This is a genomic window from Alteromonas infernus (assembly GCF_902705815.1).
In genome coordinates, this window is record NZ_CACSIG010000008.1 from 252568 (window position 1) to 271742 (window position 19175).

At 44.3% G+C, this 19175-nt stretch carries 11 protein-coding genes and 1 pseudogene; 5 read left to right on the forward strand and 7 right to left on the reverse strand.

Features of this window, described 5'->3' with window-relative positions; genetic code table 11:
- Position 1: 1 nt before the first annotated feature.
- The 3 genes and pseudogenes from tkt to xylB all read right to left on the reverse strand — a co-directional run bounded on the left by tkt (position 2) and on the right by xylB (position 4932).
- Positions 2-2018, reverse strand: a pseudogene (gene tkt, locus ACX5J7_RS03065) (transketolase).
- A gap of 106 nt (positions 2019-2124) precedes the next feature.
- A complete protein-coding gene (xylA, locus tag ACX5J7_RS03070; protein WP_015068489.1) occupies positions 2125-3444 on the reverse strand; it encodes a xylose isomerase in 1320 nt (439 codons plus the stop codon).
- A 3-nt stretch (positions 3445-3447) separates the two neighbouring features.
- Positions 3448-4932 carry a xylulokinase gene (gene xylB / locus ACX5J7_RS03075; RefSeq protein ID WP_020746871.1) on the reverse strand — a complete coding sequence of 495 codons (1485 nt, stop codon included), beginning with the start codon at positions 4930-4932 and terminating at the stop codon, positions 3448-3450.
- A gap of 285 nt (positions 4933-5217) precedes the next feature.
- On the opposite strand from xylB, the gene tal reads away from it, so the two are divergent.
- On the forward strand, positions 5218-6171 hold the full coding sequence (tal, locus tag ACX5J7_RS03080; RefSeq protein ID WP_273001270.1) for a transaldolase: 954 nt from the start codon (positions 5218-5220) through the stop codon (positions 6169-6171).
- Between the two features lie 97 nt (positions 6172-6268).
- Here tal and ACX5J7_RS03085 read toward each other — a convergent pair whose 3' ends face one another.
- Complete coding sequence (locus ACX5J7_RS03085) at positions 6269-7207, reverse strand: aldose epimerase family protein (RefSeq protein WP_498706073.1); 939 nt, start codon at positions 7205-7207, stop codon at positions 6269-6271.
- A 469-nt stretch (positions 7208-7676) separates the two neighbouring features.
- Between ACX5J7_RS03085 and ACX5J7_RS03090 the strand changes: the two genes are divergently transcribed.
- Positions 7677-10202, forward strand: a complete 2526-nt coding sequence (locus tag ACX5J7_RS03090; protein WP_498706074.1) for a glycoside hydrolase family 3 protein — start codon at positions 7677-7679, stop codon at positions 10200-10202.
- Positions 10203-10234: 32 nt separating this feature from the next.
- Positions 10235-11641: a sugar porter family MFS transporter gene (locus ACX5J7_RS03095; protein WP_015068494.1), complete on the forward strand. Its 1407-nt coding sequence runs from the start codon at positions 10235-10237 to the stop codon at positions 11639-11641.
- Between the two features lie 29 nt (positions 11642-11670).
- On the opposite strand, the gene ACX5J7_RS03100 is transcribed toward ACX5J7_RS03095, so the two are convergent.
- On the reverse strand, positions 11671-14031 hold the full coding sequence (locus tag ACX5J7_RS03100; RefSeq protein ID WP_498706076.1) for a glycoside hydrolase family 9 protein: 2361 nt from the start codon (positions 14029-14031) through the stop codon (positions 11671-11673).
- Between the two features lie 309 nt (positions 14032-14340).
- Here ACX5J7_RS03100 and ACX5J7_RS03105 point away from each other — a divergent pair, with 309 nt between their 5' ends.
- Complete coding sequence (locus tag ACX5J7_RS03105; RefSeq protein ID WP_015068496.1) at positions 14341-16164, forward strand: right-handed parallel beta-helix repeat-containing protein; 1824 nt, start codon at positions 14341-14343, stop codon at positions 16162-16164.
- 39 nt (positions 16165-16203) lie between these two features.
- Here ACX5J7_RS03105 and ACX5J7_RS03110 read toward each other — a convergent pair whose 3' ends face one another.
- On the reverse strand, positions 16204-17034 hold the full coding sequence (locus ACX5J7_RS03110) for a glycoside hydrolase family 11 protein (protein WP_197538210.1): 831 nt from the start codon (positions 17032-17034) through the stop codon (positions 16204-16206).
- Positions 17035-17147: 113 nt separating this feature from the next.
- Positions 17148-18704 carry an alpha-N-arabinofuranosidase gene (locus tag ACX5J7_RS03115; protein WP_020745086.1) on the reverse strand — a complete coding sequence of 519 codons (1557 nt, stop codon included), beginning with the start codon at positions 18702-18704 and terminating at the stop codon, positions 17148-17150.
- A gap of 149 nt (positions 18705-18853) precedes the next feature.
- Here ACX5J7_RS03115 and ACX5J7_RS03120 point away from each other — a divergent pair, with 149 nt between their 5' ends.
- Complete coding sequence (locus ACX5J7_RS03120) at positions 18854-19129, forward strand: hypothetical protein (protein WP_015068499.1); 276 nt, start codon at positions 18854-18856, stop codon at positions 19127-19129.
- Positions 19130-19175: the final 46 nt, after the last annotated feature.

Genomic DNA, 19175 nt, shown 5'->3' on the forward strand with positions numbered 1-19175 from the left:
CTTATTGAGCCGCATGTTTTGCGAGGGCCTTTTCGGCTCTAGCAATCACATTCTCGACGGTAAAGCCAAAGTGTGAAAACAGTACATCACCTGGTGCCGACTCCCCAAAGCTATCAAGGCCAAGAATTTCTCCCGCAGGGCCCACAAATTTATGCCAATAGTCAACGTGTGCTGCTTCTATGGCTAGTCTGCATGTTACGTGACTGGGTAATACCTGCTCTTGATAAGTGGATTCTTGACGCAAAAACACATCGGGGCTGGGCAAAGAAACGACACTTGCTTTAACTCCGTGCTTGTTGGATAGCTGCTCAGCCGCTTCGATAGCAAGAGACACTTCTGACCCAGTAGCAATGAGGATAATATCAGGCTCGCCATTCGCGGCCTTTAGGGTATAGCCGCCCTTAGAAATGGTAGATAGCTGTTCCTCATTTCTGATGTGTGGTTTGACACTTTGCCTACTGAAAACTAAAGCCGAAGGGCCCGCTTGAGCGCATAAGTGCCATTTTCCATGCTACCGCTGTCTCGGCTGCATCGCAGGGACGCCATGTATCCAAGTTAGGGGTCATACGCAGTGTTGCAAGCTGCTCAATGGGTTGATGAGTAGGACCATCTTCGCCTTGACCAATTGAGTCGTGGGTGTAGACAAAAATATTGGGGATCCCCATCAATGCAGACATACGTACGGCATTTCGGGCATACTCCATGAAAATCAGGAAGGTAGCACTAAAAGGTTTAAAACCGCTGTGAATACTAATGCCGTTGGCTATAGCCGTCATTCCAAACTCTCGAACCCCGTAAAACAGATAGTTTCCTGAGGCATTTTCTGCGGTTATGGGTTGAGATGAATTCCACATGGTCAAATTTGAACCCGATAAGTCTGCAGAGCCGCCTATTATTTCAGGTAAAAGACCTGCATAAAATTCAATGGCATTTTGAGACGCTTTACGCGTTGCTATAGGTTGCATAGCGGCTTGCGCAGAGTGAATAAAGCTATCGGCTTTTTGTGAGAAGTCTTCCGGTAATTGGCCTTCAATGCGTCGCGAAAACTCGCTCGCAAGTTCAGGGTGAGCGTCATTAAATTTTTTGAATAGCGTGTTCCACTCACTTTCCAACGCCTCGCCAGTTTCTCGCGCATCCCACTGCTGGCGAATATCGCTGGGAATGTTAAAGGGCTCATGATGCCAGTTAAGCGCTTTTCTGGTTGCCTGAATCTCACTCTCTCCAAGCGGTGAACCATGACTGCTGTTTTTACCAGCTTTGTTGGGCGACCCCGCACCAATGACTGTTTTACAGCAAATTAAAGTGGGTTTGCCGGTGGACTTTTTCGCTTCTAAAATGGCGTTATCAATGGCGTCATTGTCATGACCGTCAACGTTGGCGATAACTTGCCAACCATAAGCTTGGAATCTGGCTTGTGTATCGTCGGTGAACCAGCCTCTCACCTCGCCGTCTATTGAAATACCGTTGTCGTCCCAAAATACGATGAGCTTTTCTAGGCCTAGTGTGCCGGCCAAAGAACAGGCCTCATGGGAAATACCTTCCATCAAGCAGCCGTCGCCAGCAAAACAATAGGTATAATGATCAACAACAGAAAACTCAGGTTTATTAAACTGTGCGGCCAGCACTTTTTCAGCAATAGCCATCCCCACAGCATTCGCGAGTCCTTGACCTAGCGGCCCCGTGGTCGTTTCTACCCCTGGTGTATAGCTGTATTCGGGATGCCCTGGCGTTTTAGAGTGCAGCTGACGAAATCGTTTCAGTTCGTCTATAGGAAGGTCATAGCCAGTTAGATGCAAAAGCGCATAAAGCAACATAGAACCATGCCCGTTTGACAAAACGAACCTATCGCGATTGAACCAACCGGGGTTTGATGGATTGTGTTTTAGATGCTTTGTCCAAAGGGTATAGGCAATGTCTGCCATTCCCAGAGGCGCCCCAGGGTGACCAGACTGGGCTTTTTCTATCGCATCCATACATAAAGCACGTACAGCATTAGCCATAGGATTAGAGAGTTTCATAATTGTTCCAAAAAGATAATGAAGTGATGTAGATGGTAAAATCGATTGCGAAGACTAAGGGTAAAAAGCGGGCTAGAAATTCTCCTAGCCCATGTTGACGGTAAAATTAACCGAACAATGCGCGATTTAATTTATTTTCAAGTAGCTCTTGTTGACCACTCACCGCTTTGGGCGCTAAGTTATTCGATACACAATGTTCTGCTAGTGATTCCAGGCTGTGTTTACCGCTATCAATAGCTACACCTAAATCGCTTTGCCAGCCTTTGTATCTCGCCTCTTTTGCTTGTGCTAAAAAGTCACTATCAATGAGTTTTGCTGCTTTGCGTAACGCCAATGCCATATGGTCCATGCCACCAATATGACCGTGGAATAAATCTGCTGGGTCGCAGCTCTGACGACGTAGTTTACAGTCAAAATTCAGTCCGCCAGTCGTAAAGCCGCCGTTCTTTAGAATTTCATACATGACCAGCGTCAACTCATCAACCGCGTTTGGAAACTGATCGGTATCCCAGCCGTTTTGCGCGTCACCGCGGTTAGCATCAATACTGCCAAAAATGCCCAGCGCTATTGCTGTCGCTATTTCATGGTGGAAAGAGTGACCAGCAAGCGTGGCGTGATTAGCCTCTATGTTGACTTTGAATTCGTCTTCTAAGCCATAACGTTTTAGGAAGCCATACACAGTGGCCGAGTCGTAGTCGTACTGGTGTTTTGTGGGCTCCTGAGGCTTAGGTTCAATGAGTAGCGCACCTTTAAAACCAATCTTATGCTTGTGCTCGGCGACCATGGTAAAGAATCGACCTAACTGTTCATCTTCCTTTTTAAGGTTGGTGTTAAGCAGGTTTTCATAGCCTTCTCTTCCGCCCCATAGTACATAGTTCTCGCCACCCAATCGTTTGGTTGCGTTCATAGCATGGAAAACTTGTGTGGCACCAAAAGTAAAGACTTCAGGGTCCGGGTTTGATGCACCGCCAGCACAATATCTTGGGTGGCTAAATAAGTTCGCAGTTCCCCATAAAAGTTTCAGTCCTGTTTGTGCCTGTTTCTCTTCAAGCACATCAACCATAGATGAAAAATTGCTGATATATTCATTAATGGTGTCTCCGCCGGGAGCCACATCGGTGTCGTGGAAACAGTAGTAAGGAACATTCAATTTACTGAAGAAGTCAAATGCAACATCAGCTTTTTCAACTGCGCGTTTCATGGGATCGCCGTCTTTTAACCACGGTCTGCCAAAGGTGCCTTGACCAAACACATCGGCGCCATCCCAACAAAAGTTATGCCAGTAACATGCTGCAAAGCGCAGGTGCTCTGCCATGGTTTTTCCCATGATGACTTCTTCGGGGTTATAGTAATGAAAAGCTAAATCATTGTCTGATTCAGGTCCTTCGTATTGTATGGGTTTAATGTTTTCAAAATAAGCTGACATACTTTAGCGCTCCGTTGACGTTTGAGATAAATTCGATACCGCTTGCTGAATAGCGGGATAAAGGGAAACGAATACGTTTCGTCTTCGCTGATAAATCTGATGATGTTGTGCATTTGGATGGTGTGTATCGACCAGAGGTGGCGAACCACACACATCTTGTACTCGACTGTTTTTGCAGGTTCCCAATTGGGCTAATCTTGCTGCTCCTAGCGCAGGACCAACGTCTCCACCCTTCTTGTAAAAAAGTTTTAGATTCAATATGTCCGCCATCATTTGTCGCCAGTAGACGCTTTTAGTCCCTCCGCCTATTAAACAAATATCATTGGCGATGGTACCTGAGGCATGAACAGCATCTACACCATCAGCCATAGCGAAACACACACCTTCTAAAACAGCGTAAGCCATATCTTTTGTAGAGTGTTGATGTGTAAGGCCAACAAAGGCACCAGATGCATTAGGATCGTTATGTGGCGTACGCTCGCCGCTTAAATATGGAAGGAAAAAAGGTGCATTTTCTGACGGGCCATCCTCGTTTTCTAGCAACGAAAGTACCGCTGGAACGTCTTTGCCAACCACTGACTTAGCAAACCAATCAAGGCAGCTGGCGGCACTTAACATTACCGACATTAAATGCCAGCGGTCGGGTAAGGCATGACAAAAGCTGTGTACGGCTTTCTCTGGAAAGCTGCTGAATTGGTTGGCGACTACAAAGTAGACGCCGGAGGTCCCCAGTGAAATCATGCCTTGACCAGGCTCAGTTAAACCAACGCCTAAGGCGCCGGCTGCATTGTCTCCCGCGCCCGCCACAATCGGAACTTCATTCATGCCCCACTTTTGGGCTAATTCAGGTAGCAACGTACCTGTTACGTGAGGCCCCTCTACTAATTCTGGCATGTGCTTTTTCGACAGCCCACATGCGGCTAGGAGAGACTCATCCCAAGCGCGTTCTTTGGTGTTCATCCACATGGTGCCCGACGCATCTGACATGTCAGAGAAAAACGTACCGCACAGACGAAATCTCAAATAGTCTTTGGGTAAAAGTACTTTATGAATTCTATTAAAATGCTCAGGTTCGTTATTCTTGACCCAAAGCAGTTTGGGGGCAGTAAACCCCGGCATCATAATGTTGCCAGTCAGCACCCGACTGTCTGAAACTGTGCGTTCAATTTCTAGACACTGCGCTTGGCAGCGCCCATCGTTCCACAAAATAGCAGGCCTTATTACGCTGCCAGCCTCATCTAATAAGGTGGCGCCGTGCATTTGCCCAGACAGCCCTATCGCTTTTATCTGTGAAACGATATGAGACTGTGAAAGCTGATCAATAACCGACTCTACTGCTGACCACCAATCAAGTGGGTTTTGCTCAGACCAAAGAGGGTAGGGACTGCTCACAGACAAAGCCGCAGATTTTGAGTCTATGATATTACCTGCATCGTCCATAAGTGCCGCTTTTAAACCAGACGTTCCTAAGTCTATCCCTAAATACATAACTACATTCCAGAACATAACCAGGCTGAAATGGTCATTCTTTTTATGGGCTATCGCAATTATGAAATGTGGAAATGAAATTCTTTAATTTTGTAATTTATTTGTTACCACGCTCTCATTTTCATTTTCTGTGAGTATTGTGAGCCATGTTTTTAAGCCAATTTTTCGCAACAACGATAGCCAAAATCGTAATATCACCGCGATGTCATTGCGATTTACATTAATAGGTAGTGTTCTACCGAACTGACTTGTCGTCCTTTTTGAAAATAAATGCAGAGTTAAGAAATGAAAAACCAATTAGATGCGTTGAGGGATATGACCACTGTAGTTGCCGATACAGGGGATGTAGATGCAATTAAAAAATATCAGCCCTATGACGCCACTACCAATCCATCGTTAATTTTAAAAGCCGCTTCTTTACCCCAATATCAACACTTAATTGATAAATCCCTGAGCTGGGCAAGGGCACAAACCAATAAAAAAGCGCGGCAAATAATGTACGCCAATGACATGCTCTGTGTACTTATTGGCAAAGAAATAAGCGAGTCTGTGCCTGGAAAAGTCTCTACAGAAGTGGATGCTAGACTGTCTTTCGATACCTTAGCCACTATTGATAAGGCCAGGCAACTCATAAGGCTATATGAAGAAGAAGGCGTCGATAAATCTCGTATTCTTATAAAAATGGCGTCGACGTGGGAAGGAATTAAAGCGGCTGAACAATTAGAGCAAGAAGGCATTCATTGTAACCTTACTCTCTTGTTTAGCTTTGCGCAGGCAAGGGCGTGTGCCGAAGCAAACGTGTATTTGATATCGCCGTTTGTGGGCAGAATATTAGACTGGTACAAGTCTTATCATAACGTTACTGAGTACTCACCTGAAGATGATCCTGGTGTTAAATCAGTCACCGAAATCTATAATTATTATAAAGTCCATGGTTATAAAACCGTGGTTATGGGAGCAAGCTTTAGAAATATTGGTGAGATTCAGGCGCTGGCAGGATGTGACAGATTAACTATCAGTCCACAGCTTCTAGAGGCACTAGCCAATTGTTCAGATCCGCTGCCTCGCAAGCTTATCGATAAAGAAGAACACGAAGTTCCCCCTACACCAATAGATGAAGCAACGTTTCGTTGGCAGATGAATCAAAACGCAATGGCGACAGAGAAACTTGCCGAAGGCATACGTAACTTCGCTATCGATCAGCAAAAACTGGAAAACATGCTTGCTGATAAACTATAGGAAATTTATTGAGATAATACCTTCTTTAAGTATTACCATCGGCAATCCCACCAGCGCTTACCGCTTTATTTCTATAATGTTGATAACGGGTGGGATATCAAGCTGTGGTAACTGTATAGTTAATTGTATGTTGTTGAAGCGTATTTGCTGGAAGTAATCCTAACGGATGAGTTTTACAGTTAGGCATATCAGGACCGAACTGCGGCTCTATACAAACGCTCTGGTTTTTATAAAAAGGCTCACGTAAATGACCTCCGGTGTAGATCTGCATGGCAGGGTAGTCTGAAGATACCGACAACTTTAAATCCCTATCGAAACTTTCTAATATTGTCTCGGAATGCGGATTTGAAAAAATGAAATTGTTGTCGAGCACCTCAGCCCCTTTTTGTTGAGCTAACAATTGACGAGTTGAATAGTCATACTGCGTATGCCTTATTGGCTGAGCTGGGCGATTTGGAAGTCCGTACATATCGGTAGTATTTACGTGAGTTGCAGACGTGCTAAGCCACTGCTCTAAACCATTTCGATGACTGTTGGTACCATTGAGATTGAAGTAACTGTGGGCTGACATGCCCACTACTGTGTCTTTCTCCGACTGTGCACTTAAGCGAAGTCGAAGCTGTTGATTTTCTAACGTATATTCAGCTTTAAGTTCTAGCGCTCCAGGATAGCCATTCCACATATCCTGAATAACTAATTCCAGCAATACAGCGCTCTGCGAGGAATAAACGATTTGCCATGTCTGCTTATCTATTGCGTTTTTTCCTCCGTGCAAATGATTAAGCCCTTCATTACAATTAAGATGTAATACCTTGTCTTCCTTAATATTTACCCGCCCATTCTTTATTCTGTTTGCGTATGGGCCAACGATGGAACCGAGATAAAATCGGTCGGATAAATAATCCCCTTCATTATTATACTGAAGCACAATCGGCCGATAGCTGCCATTGACTAATGTCTGCCAACCTAAAATGCGAGCCCCCAAATTACTTATGCTGACACACATTGAGCCAGATTTAAGTTCGATGATTTTCATAATCTGTTATTTTTTGCTTTCTGTCTGCGTTATTTCCAAGTGTCGTACCCGTGTAAACCAATTAATTGAAGGTAACAGAGGACTTATCTGGCAACGGGTTAAAGATGCATGTTTAGATGAATGATGAATAAATGCATGTGTATCCTTAGGTTCTGACTGTATGAAAAGATGACAAAGCAAATTTAGGCCCGTAATGCGTCAACGCTTCCGAACTCAAATTTACGCTCGATAGCTGACACCGCACCTTTTTGTATTCCAACTGCTTTCTGCTCACAAACCCATTCAATACAAGGGAAGTGCCAAGGGTATGATGGAAAGTTTTTAGATAGAACAACGATATGTTATCGCAGTATGTAAATATTCTGTTTACGAATTGTGGTAAGTCGTTTGTGTTTTTTCTGCGTAACGTAGTGACGCTTATTTTTTCTGGCAGTATTGCAGCATTAATAATTTTTGATGGTTTCAAGAGATGTCAAAGGTTCATCATAGTATTGCATTCGCTTTTGTGTTTTTGGTTTCCTCTTGCTCTGGTATGGAAAAGACGAACACAACAAGTTATCAAGAAGACATCAGTAATATACAGCCACAGGCGTGGCCTTCGCAGCAATCTCCGTTAACGGTAAACCGTGAGCACGAAAAGAAAATCGCTGCGTTACTCAACGCGATGACGGTGGAAGAAAAGGTGGGGCAGATTATTCAAGCTGACATCAATTCTGTTACCCCCAACGAAGTACGAGAATATTATTTAGGCGCTGTATTAAATGGTGGGAATTCTGCACCCGAGAATAATAATCGTGCATCAGCAGAAAAGTGGTTAGCGTTAGCTGATAAATTTTGGCTGGCGTCTACGGATAAATCCGACGGTAGAGTCGGCATTCCCCTATTGTGGGGAAGTGATGCTGTACACGGTCATAACAATATTGTGGGTGCAACTATTTTCCCTCACAACATTGGGCTAGGCGCGGCCAACGACCCTTTACTAATGGCAAAAATAGGAAAGGTTACGGCCACTGAAATGCGAGTAACGGGGTTAGACTGGACATTCGCACCAACCTTGGCTGTGGCACGAAATAGCAGATGGGGAAGAACCTACGAAAGCTTTTCTGAAGATCCGGCTATTGTTGCAAGCTATGCTGAGCCACTCGTTTCCGGTATTCAGGGAAAAGTGAACACGGACCAGTTTTTAAATTCACATCATATTATATCAACCGCTAAACACTTTATTGGTGATGGCGGTACGCTTAATGGTCAAGACCAAGGCGACAACGTGGACGATCAGATAACAATGCGCGATGTCCACGGCGCTGGTTATCCTCCCGCAATACAAGCCGGCGTGCAGGTAATAATGGCGTCATTTAATAGCTGGCACGGTATAAAAATGCACGGGCATAAGACCATGCTGACTGATGTATTGGTAGATCAAATGGGGTTTGATGGCTTTGTAGTGGGTGACTGGAACGGGCACGGTCAAGTCGAAGGCTGTACCAATGTCTCTTGTGCCAATGCGTTTAACGCAGGCCTTGATATGTTTATGGCGCCAGATAGCTGGAAGCAGCTCTATCAAAATACTCTCGAGCAAGTAAAGTCAGGAGAAATTACGTTAGCCCGTTTAGATCAGGCTGTGGCTCGAATACTCAGAGTAAAACTGCGAGCGGGTTTGTTCGATGCAGGTTTACCCTCATCAAGACCACTAGCAGGTAACTATAAGCTTTTGGGGTCTGAATCTCATCGTGCCGTGGCAAGGGAGGCGGTTAGAAAATCACTGGTGCTGTTAAAAAACAACAGGCAACTGATACCGCTTAGCCCGAATCAACGAATTCTTGTTGCGGGCACAGCCGCTGACAATATTGGCCAAGCTAGCGGGGGCTGGACGTTAAGCTGGCAGGGTACAGGTAACGCCAATAGCGACTTTCCCAATGGACAGTCCATTCTTGCTGCTATTAAAGAGGCAGTAACAGATAGCCAGGGTACCGTCGATTATCACCCTGAGGGTGAATTTGAAGTACGACCGGATGTGGCGATTGTGGTTTTCGGTGAACAGCCTTACGCAGAGTTTCAAGGTGATAGACCCCACGTAGATTTCACGGATAACACTGGATTAGAAGTTCTTAAAAAATTCAAAGCGTTAAATATCCCTACTGTTTCTATATTTATTTCTGGTCGACCGTTATGGGTGAACCCAGAAATAAATGCGTCTGATGCGTTTATTGCAGCTTGGTTGCCCGGTTCCGAAGGCGGCGGCATTGCAGACGTCATAATGCGTAACGAGCAAGAAAAAATTGAGCATGACTTCGTTGGACGCTTAAGTTTTTCGTGGCCAAAGAGCGCAGACCAAGATGTCTTGAATGCCGAAGGAGCCGATTATGACCCCTTGTTTGCTTTGGGGTATGGACTTTCTGTGACTGACAATGTGAACGTTGAACAACTCAATGAAACGCAAGCAGCAACATTAAGCGACTATCACATCTCAAACTTTTTACTTTCTGGTGCAGCGGTATCCCCATGGCGATTAGTGTTGAGCGATGCCAAAGGTCGCAGTCAATACCTTCAGGGAACAAGCAGTAGTGCGGGCGGCAACATCAGTGTTGAGTCGGCAGATTATCTCGCCCAGGAAGATTCGATTATTGTGAACTGGTTAGGTCAAGGCCGCTTTTTAATAGAAGGCGAGCCGGTTGACCTGGAGCGTCAGTCGAATGGTGATATGGCTATACAGATAGACTACCGAGTATTGTCAGCAAACTTACAACGCGCCTCGATAAAGCTAGGATGCGAAAATCAATGCAAGTCACCCCTGGACGTGACGAAGACACTGCAAGAAAAAGCAGGTGACGGATGGCAGCAGGGCTTTATAAAACTCAGTTGTTTTGCTGATATAGGCGCTGATATGAAAAATATAAAAGTCCCATTTGAATTAGAGGTCATAGGATCGGCATCAATTCAGCTAAATAAAATTAAGGTAGTGGCAAATCAGGGGCAGGCGAGCTGCCAATTGTAGTACTCTCATATTAAGTTTTAGGTGGTAGTTTTGTGAAAGATATCAAAGAAAAAGAAAACCTTACTTTTATTTTTCTTATCAGTGTAGTGGCTACAATAGGTGGCTTTCTGTTTGGTTTCGATAGCGGTGTCATTAATGGCACGGTTGACGGGCTGAAACTGGCTTTCAATTCTGATTCAGTGGGTACAGGGTTTAACGTAGCCAGCATGTTGCTTGGATGTGGAGTTGGTGCCTTCATAGCGGGACGGCTTGCAGACATAGTCGGGCGAAAAACTGTGCTTTTGCTTTCCTCTTCACTGTTTATTGCGAGTGCATGGGGATCGGGGATAGCAATAAGCTCTGTCGAGTTTGTGGTTTATCGTGTTCTAGGCGGTTTGGCAGTGGGCGCTGCATCCGTGATCGCGCCCGCCTATATTAGTGAAATTGCCCCCGCTACTATACGCGGCAAGCTTATTACCATTCAGCAAGTTGCCATTATTTTCGGGTTGTTTAGCGCATTCGTCAGTAATTATGTGGTAGCCAATATGGCGGGGGTATCAACAGCCACTTTTTGGTGGGGATATGAAGCATGGCGGTGGATGTTCTGGATAGAGTTGTGTCCAGCCGTTATATTTCTTGCAACCTTAATATTTATTCCTGAAAGCCCGCGCTTTTTGGTTATGAAACAAAGTAATCAACGCGCGCTTACCATTTTACAAAAGTTGTATGGTCAAGAGTCGGGGCGCAGGAAACTTCATGAGATTGAAGCATCTTTGGTCAAAGAGGATCGCAAACCAAGCTTTTCAGATTTAATCGACAAAACGAAAAAGCGCATACGTCCCATTATATGGGTAGGTATTGGGTTAGCCACGTTTCAACAGCTTGTGGGAATAAACGTTGTTTTTTACTACGGAGCGGTGCTATGGCAGGCTGTTGGGTTTTCAGAAGGTGATGCACTCTTAATTAACGTTATTTCGGGCGCAGTCAGTATTGCAGGCTGCGTTATCACCATGTTTTTTATTGACCGATGGGGCCGCAAGCCTTTTCTTGTCATTGGATCAATAGGAATGACCATTTCGCTTGCCTTAATGGTGTTCACCTTCGTCAACTCAACTAGCGACATCAACGGAAACTTAATTCTTGGCGGATTAGGTGGTGTTGCGCTAATTAGTGCAAATGCTTATGTGTTCTTTTTCAACTTATCCTGGGGGCCTGTAATGTGGGTTTTACTAGGTGAAATGTTTCCCAACCAAATCAGAGGCTCTGGCCTTGCTGTGAGTGGTTTAGCACAATGGCTGGCCAATTTTGCAGTCACCATGACTTTCCCGCTGATGCTAACCGGGATTGGTTTAGCGGGCGCTTACAGTATTTACACAACCTGTGCACTGCTTTCAATCTTCTTCGTAATCAAGTTTATTCGCGAAACAGCGGGGAATGAGCTTGAAGAAATGCAGGGCTAATCTGCTACTGAGAATAGCCCGTTTTAGGGCTATTTCGCAGAGCTACTCAGCAAGTCATCAACAGCATGCACAAGCATAATATATGACGCTGCGATATTTATTACGTATTCATTTTGACCCCAGAAAAATGGCCATTCTTCATTATTTTCTGGCAGGTCCGGTTTAATTATTAAAATACCGGGAACAACACCCCCAGAGATAAATGAAAAATCGGCGCGATTCATACCGTACGCCACGCTTTTTGAGACAGTACCTACATTTGAGACTAGGGAGATATCTGAATCTGGATGTGTCCCGTAGAGATAATGCAACCCATCAAAAACAGCATCGGGCTCAAGTAACCCCGGAAACGCTTTAACCAAATAGTAGTGATGAATAGCATCGCGTATTATTCGTCCATTTCCTGCCCATCCACCTTCGGTAATAGTGACATTAAACGGGCTATCTTGCGTAATGTGTTTGCCTTCATTCACATAGTCTTTAGCCAGTCCTGCAATTTTTTGCTTATATTTCTCTCCCATTAAAGGTATTAATCGAATTAAAGTACCAATGTGCTGCGCAAAATGCGCCTCTACTTCTGGCCAAAGGGTATTGATTGCTTGTTTGTAATGCTCACTTTCCGTGGTCATCAATAGTTCTGCTGCCGCCGTAAGCTTCTCTGCATTAAGCCGCCCACCTGTGGTATTGCCGTGGTGAAATAAAAAGGGCGGGTGAGATTGCTCTTCCTCCCAAGCTAACTCTGCTCTTTTCAGTGCTTCTGTAGCGAGCTTAGGGTTATATTCTCGTATTGCTCGAGCAGCAGCACTTAAAGCAGCAATAGAACCATAATTAACGGCGGAAGAGCGGCTAGTAAATACCCATCTATCGTCAGGAATACCGCTGTGCTTGCCATCCGCTTGCGACGGCGTCATTGTGGCGTCGTATACCATGTTGTCGGTCATGGTGATGCCATCACCCAAATGAGTATATTGGGAGATGCTAGGCACGATGATGCCATTTATTGCTCTGCCAAAAACTCGGTGTTGTGCAAGCAGTGCCAATGTACCGTGTTCAATTTGCTGAAGTATGTCTGGTTTGCCATCTGGAACATGAATATCAACAAATTTTCGGTTGTAATCAACTAAGGTAGTATCGCGTTTAGGCGTAAACTGATCCCAAACCTCAACAAGCCCTAGTACGGCCCTGTATTGTGACTGCGTACGAATATCGTAGTCACCCGCATCGTACCATCCGCCAATATTTAACCCTGGTACATGCTCTAAAGGCGCAAATTGTGTGTCAGTTGTCGGCCCCTGAGCGTATAAGTCAAAATGCGTGTGGTTTACCGGTGCCTGCAAAGCATCGTCTAAGTGTGAAGCTCCATGCCAAACTCGATACGCTTCATTCACGAGAACATGGTCCATTTGAACCGGGAAAAATACGTCCAGTGTGGGATGCCAAGCGTTGTCGTAAATATCATTACTAATTCTGAACGGAGCAGTGGTTGTTGCATTGTACCTAAGCTGATAAAGACCATTTTCACGTACGGCTGAAAAATCGAATTTTGCATATTGATAACGTTTGTATTGTCCCCAACGACTCGGTTTTTCAGACATGACTGCCTTCTTTTCGCCCGAAGGCATAACTTTGAGTAAGGAAACCGTGTTCTCGCCTATGACATGTTTTGGGTCGAGTTCAAGAACCGCAATTTTGTTTTGATTAGGGTGGTAGCCTACTTGAGAGTGCCCAATTATCGGTGTCCGCTGCCAATCTTCTTTGCCGTTGACGTTAAGAGACCATTCAAGTACTTTACCGCTTTTATGCGCTGGCAATAACGACCGGGCAACAAACCATCCATTTTGTGCCTTTGTTCTTCCATCATACAAATAGATAGGTTGCTGTTTCGATTCAATACTTATTCTGCGTTCTGCGTCTTCTGGGGCCAATACTAAATGATGCCCCGTCGCAAGCGGGGTTGGCGCCTGTAAATCGTTTTGTTCTTTTAATCCAGAGGGGTAGAGCGGAAATGTGCCAGTTGCGTCATCGGCGACAAACGCCTTATTAAAATATGCCGAAGGCATAAATTCGAGGTTAAACCCCGCCTTACTCACTAACTCCTCGGGCAAAGGGGCATCAGTGTGTACGCTGATGTTGAGTTGCTCTTCCGTCGATGTAACATTAACGCTGAAATTAAAATTATGTTCTGGATAATACAGTGATGCGCTAATGACGCCTTTTTCTGGGTCAACATCGCGCTTGATGAAGGTAGGAATACTGTCCCACTGTTCAGGAGTATCATTTAGCCTGACGTCCCCATTAGTGGCGATACGCTTGCCGTGTTGAATAATTTCAATGCCACTTATTTTTGAATCGCTAAACAGCCCATCGTACCAGTTGCTATATACCAACACATTGGCTCCTGGAGCCTCAAAATACTCTGAATCATTAATTTTCATAGGGGGAGATGATTGCCCCTTAACTGTTAAAGCACTGATTAAAAACACACTGCCGCACAAGAGCTTTAGCCTCATTTTTGTTCCCTTCTTTCCTACTTTTGAATTGATTTTTAATTATGCTAGTAGAAAGCGGAGCAACACATATTACTGAATTTGTTAACCTCATTTCGATTATTTGTTAATACGGTAAATATAGATTCATCGCTATTCACTAACCTCTATACTGATTTTCTTTAACTCATCAATATTAAAGGAACAGTTGTTATGAACACTTGGCTCCGGCTCGGACTCATCGTCATGGCCTTTGGACTCAGTTCGGTCATGCCTGCAAAAGCGCAATTTTCTGGTGGACCTTATGGACCGATCTCAAAGAGCTATGCGCTTCCAAACGCTAAGACAATTTATTTTGTATCTCCAGAAGGACTATCCCATGCGAGTGGCTTAACACTTGATGAGCCCACTACACTTGATTCAGCAATAAGTAGAGTGGTAACAGGCGATGCAATAGTTTTAAGAGGTGGAACTTACCGAACTGGCGATTTAAAACTTAATCAAGGGATCACGTTACAACCCTACAAAGACGAAAAACCCATTTTGAAAGGGACTCAAGTAGCCTCGACGTGGGAAAAGCAACAAGACAATGTGTGGGTTACGAACTGGAAAACCTTATTTCCCTCTAAACCCATGTTTTGGTGGCGACAGGAGCGCCACATAGATAAAACGCCGCTGCATCGTTTTAATAATGACATGGTGTTTATTGATGGTGAATTTTTACAGTCGGCTGGCAGTATCGATGAGATAACACCCAATACGTTTTTTATTGATTATGAAAAGCAGCTGGTTTACATCGGTATTGATCCAGATGACAAATTAATCGAAATCACCGCTTACGATACGGCATTGTTGCGCACAGCGAAGAACGTCCACAATAAGCAAAATGATAAAGTTGGCCCTAAAATCTATGGTATTACGTTCACTCAATACGCATGGCGAGCTATCGGTATAGAAGGTAAACGTACCTTTTTACCAGAAGATGAGCCGGTAGATGAACCAATAGGCGTTGCCGACCCTTCGACCTATGGTAAAGAAGTCGTGAACACGCTACTAGAGAATGTCACCATTTCATATTGTTCGCGTGTCGCAGGCTATTTTCGCGGTGACGGTTTGGTAATCAGACACTCTCTAATTTCTGATACCAGCACTGAAGGCATTTACATTATTGGTTCTTCAGACGTCTTACTGGAAAAAAATATCATTCAGCGTAACGATATTGAGAATATCACTGGATATTATGTTTCTGCAGTGAAAATCATTAATCAAACGCACAGAGTAACAGTGCGGGATAACTTAATTATTAATCATCCGACATCAAAGGGCGTCTGGTACGATGTAGGAAACCGCGAAGGCCTATTTATCAATAACTATGTTGAAAACACGCAGGCGGGATTGTTTTTTGAAATATCGGATGGCATTACAGCCGTTGGTAATGTATTTGTAAATAACGACCTAGGTGTGTGGGTATTAAACTCAGCGAACGTCGATATTGCGCATAATACGTTTTTAAATAGTACGCTTCGATTTACTAGAACAGCACGCAGTGCGACAGATGACCACTTTGGCTGGCACCCAGAGACAGGGCCCGATGTTTTTGAGCGAGATGGTCATACCGTAAGCAATAATTTGTTGACGGCAGATGCATATCACCAAGGCCCTCTGCTCAGTGTAGATCAAGAGGACAGTTTATGCCTCCAATACGAAACCGCTCAGCTTGCTGAGCTTAACGGAAACGCTTATGTTAAACCTGAAAACCAACAGCCGCTGATAACACTGTCTACCGATAAATCAGAGCCCTGCAATTATGAGATAAAGACACTCGAGAAATTGCAAGGCAGCACTGCTGAATATGAAGCCGATGGCCAATTGATTTATGGGGACCCCAGAACAGTCTTCTTGTCTCCTGATTTAAAGCGATTTGAATTACAGCGCCATATTCCAAAAAACGTGAATATAGTATTGCCGGAGCAGGTGACGAGCGCTTTTAAAAATATTGGTGCGTCACCGTCGGCATCGGCTAATCAAAGTCGATAATTAACACAAGATTACACCTGCGCAGGTTAGGCAGCTGAGTTAAAGTTGAGCACTAGCATCCCACACTTTACCGGTCGCCTTACCGTCTTTTGCAGGGTTAAACACTTCTACCGCCATAACTTGATATGTAGGGTCGTCGCTTGCGTCAAGATTGTTCATATCAGGAAGAATCCAGCCTGTATCAGCCCAAGCTGCAACGTGATCGGCAAAAATAATTTTATGGTCTTTACCTAAAGGCATGGGATTAGACGGTTTACTCCAATACTGGTAAAAAGTCGCCGTATTATTTATAGAGGGCTTTTGCTCTCGAATAGTCCGATATGTTGAGTATTCAACGCCATTACTCACGAAAGTTTTGCCCAAAATGCCGTTTTGGCTAGGATCATAAGTCCAGCGCTGAAGAACATAATATTCAACTAAGTGAGCGGGATTGTCTTGCGGCATACTCTTGTCGTAACCCCAACCATAAAGTGCGATGTAACTAGCGCCACTCTCCTCGTCAAAGCGATAGCCAATTTCACGGTTCACATCTCCATAATGCCAACCAGGGCCACCCACATAGTTGTATCCTCCGCCCTGCCAATTCACTTCAAATTCTCCGCTTTGGCTTAGTTTGAGCGAGGCTTTGCCGCCGTCTTTCCAATGGGTGAAAAACACATCACCAACGTGTCCAGTGGCATGATTTTCAGACATGTTTATTTCACCATCAAATCGCTTTGTATAGGCTTTAAATTTAGCAATAGATTGCGGCTTAGCAGCCTCTGATTCACTATCTAGGCTTACTGAATCGTGTTGATTAGGTGAGCAGCCCATAAGAAAGGCGAGACTCGCTACCGTCATCGCAACATGTTTAATCGTCAATATCTGCATAATTTTTTCTATTCTTTTAAAAAACGTTAATGTTGAATTAAAGCGTTAGCTGAACGCCTAAGTGAATTTGCGTCCCACTACTTTTGCAGGCCTTTTCACACCGCACTTTTTATTTAAAGTTGGCCTAAATTAAGTACCATTAAAGACTTTGCCGGAACGACTATGAAGGCCTTGCCATCTTTAACGTCTGTGGCGTAGTCATTAGGTTGAATATTGTTCGGATTATCAAAGGTATTGTGTTCGTCCATTTTATCGCTGGTTAATACTAACCCATTGACTTTTTTTACCTGATTAAGCTCGACTTCAATTGCTTTATTCAACTGTGTATTCACAATAGAAATATAGGTATTGCCATCTTGTGCCTTGGCTGCTGAAGCGCTGATACTTGGAATACTTATCTCACCGTGATTGTTTGATAGTGACTGGCTAAAACTCACAGGAAGATAGGTCGCGTCTTGAAACGGAATGTGCATTTTAAACGCGTGATAGGTTGGCGTTAAAATCATTCTTTCTTTATCAGTGAGTATCATCGCTTGCAGTACGTTAACCATCTGCGCGATCACTGTCATTTGTACACGTTCGGCGTGACGATTGAAAACATGGATATTTAGTCCCGCGATAATCGCATCTCTCAATGTATTTTGTTGGTACAAAAAGCCAGGGTTGGTCCCCTCATCTACGTCGTACCATGTTCCCCATTCGTCGACATAAAAACCAATTTTATTTTCAGGGTCCATTTCTTCAAGAACGGCTAGGTTCTTCTTTATAAATGCTTCAATTTGCAATGTGCGCTGTATCGCTGAATACCATTGGTTTTCAGGGAAAACAGTGGCGCTACCTTTATTGCTCCAATCTCCAGTCGGAAGTGTGTAGTAATGATGGCTTATCGCATCCATTTTTAGACTCCACGAGGATTTTATTTTCTCGGTGAGCACTTTTGTCCATTCCGTTTGGTCGTCAGTACCACCGCTGGCAATAAACTTGGGTTGATTGTCTTCAGGGGCTTTTAGAAATGCCGAATACTGCTTGTAAAGGTCAGCATAATACTCAGGTGTCATGTTGCCGCCACAGCCCCAGCTTTCATTGCCAATGGCAAAGTAGTCCACTTTAAATGGCTTATCCCGACCGTTTCTTTTGCGCTGGCGAACAATCGATGTATCTGCATCAGAAGTCATGTAGTGCAGCCACTCTACCATTTCACGCGGATTGCCTGTTCCCAAATTGCCGTTGACGTAAGTCTGGGCGCCTAACAACTCTGCGAATTGAAAAAATTCATGGGTGCCAAACGCATTATCTTCAATAACGCCTCCCCAATTACTATTGACTGTTCTTGGGCGTTTATCTTGCGGACCAATCCCATCTCGCCAATGATACTCATCAGCAAAGCAGCCACCCGGCCAACGCAGTAATGGTACTTTTAAGTCTCGCAACGCTTGAAGTACATCTAATCGGAAACCATCCTGATTAGGTATGCTCGAGTCTTCACCTACCCAAATGCCTTCATAAATGCCTCTGCCCAAATGTTCCATAAACTGGCCATAGATATTTTTATTCAGTGTCGGCCCTGGGCTATCAACATCAATATTTATCTGTACGTCAGCGGCGGTGGCCACCGACGATGTCGCTAGCACCGAAAAGCAATAAAATAGCAACGGCTTTACTTTAAACATATAAATCACATCTCATTACCAAAAAAACAACAATGATAATACAGACAACTTTCCTAAAAACTTATAACGACATTTACGATTCAAGTTATGTTGTTTCGTAATTGTGACGTCCGTCTTAAAACCTGTGTCTTGAAAGCTGTGTCTTGGTTATGAGTTGCACGTATATTGCCGCATACATTGGAACGCGTCACCTACCTAAAGGTGCTATTGATGCTGACGCCCCTGTGCCAACAATACAGCCTGCAACGTTTGAATTTAAACGCCCCCCTATTGGTAGCATCACAGCGCGCAATTGCCCAAAGGCGGCAGCTACGGACGGTCTGTTTGTATTAACTGTGTTTATTTCAGACCTTTATCCCGCTTCCATTAGGCCTGTTATTTTTGCTACATTATTAACCGCGCAAGGTAATTCGTGTGCGCACTGAGCACCGAAATGATGAAAGGTGTTGGTCGCACTACAACCAAAATTCG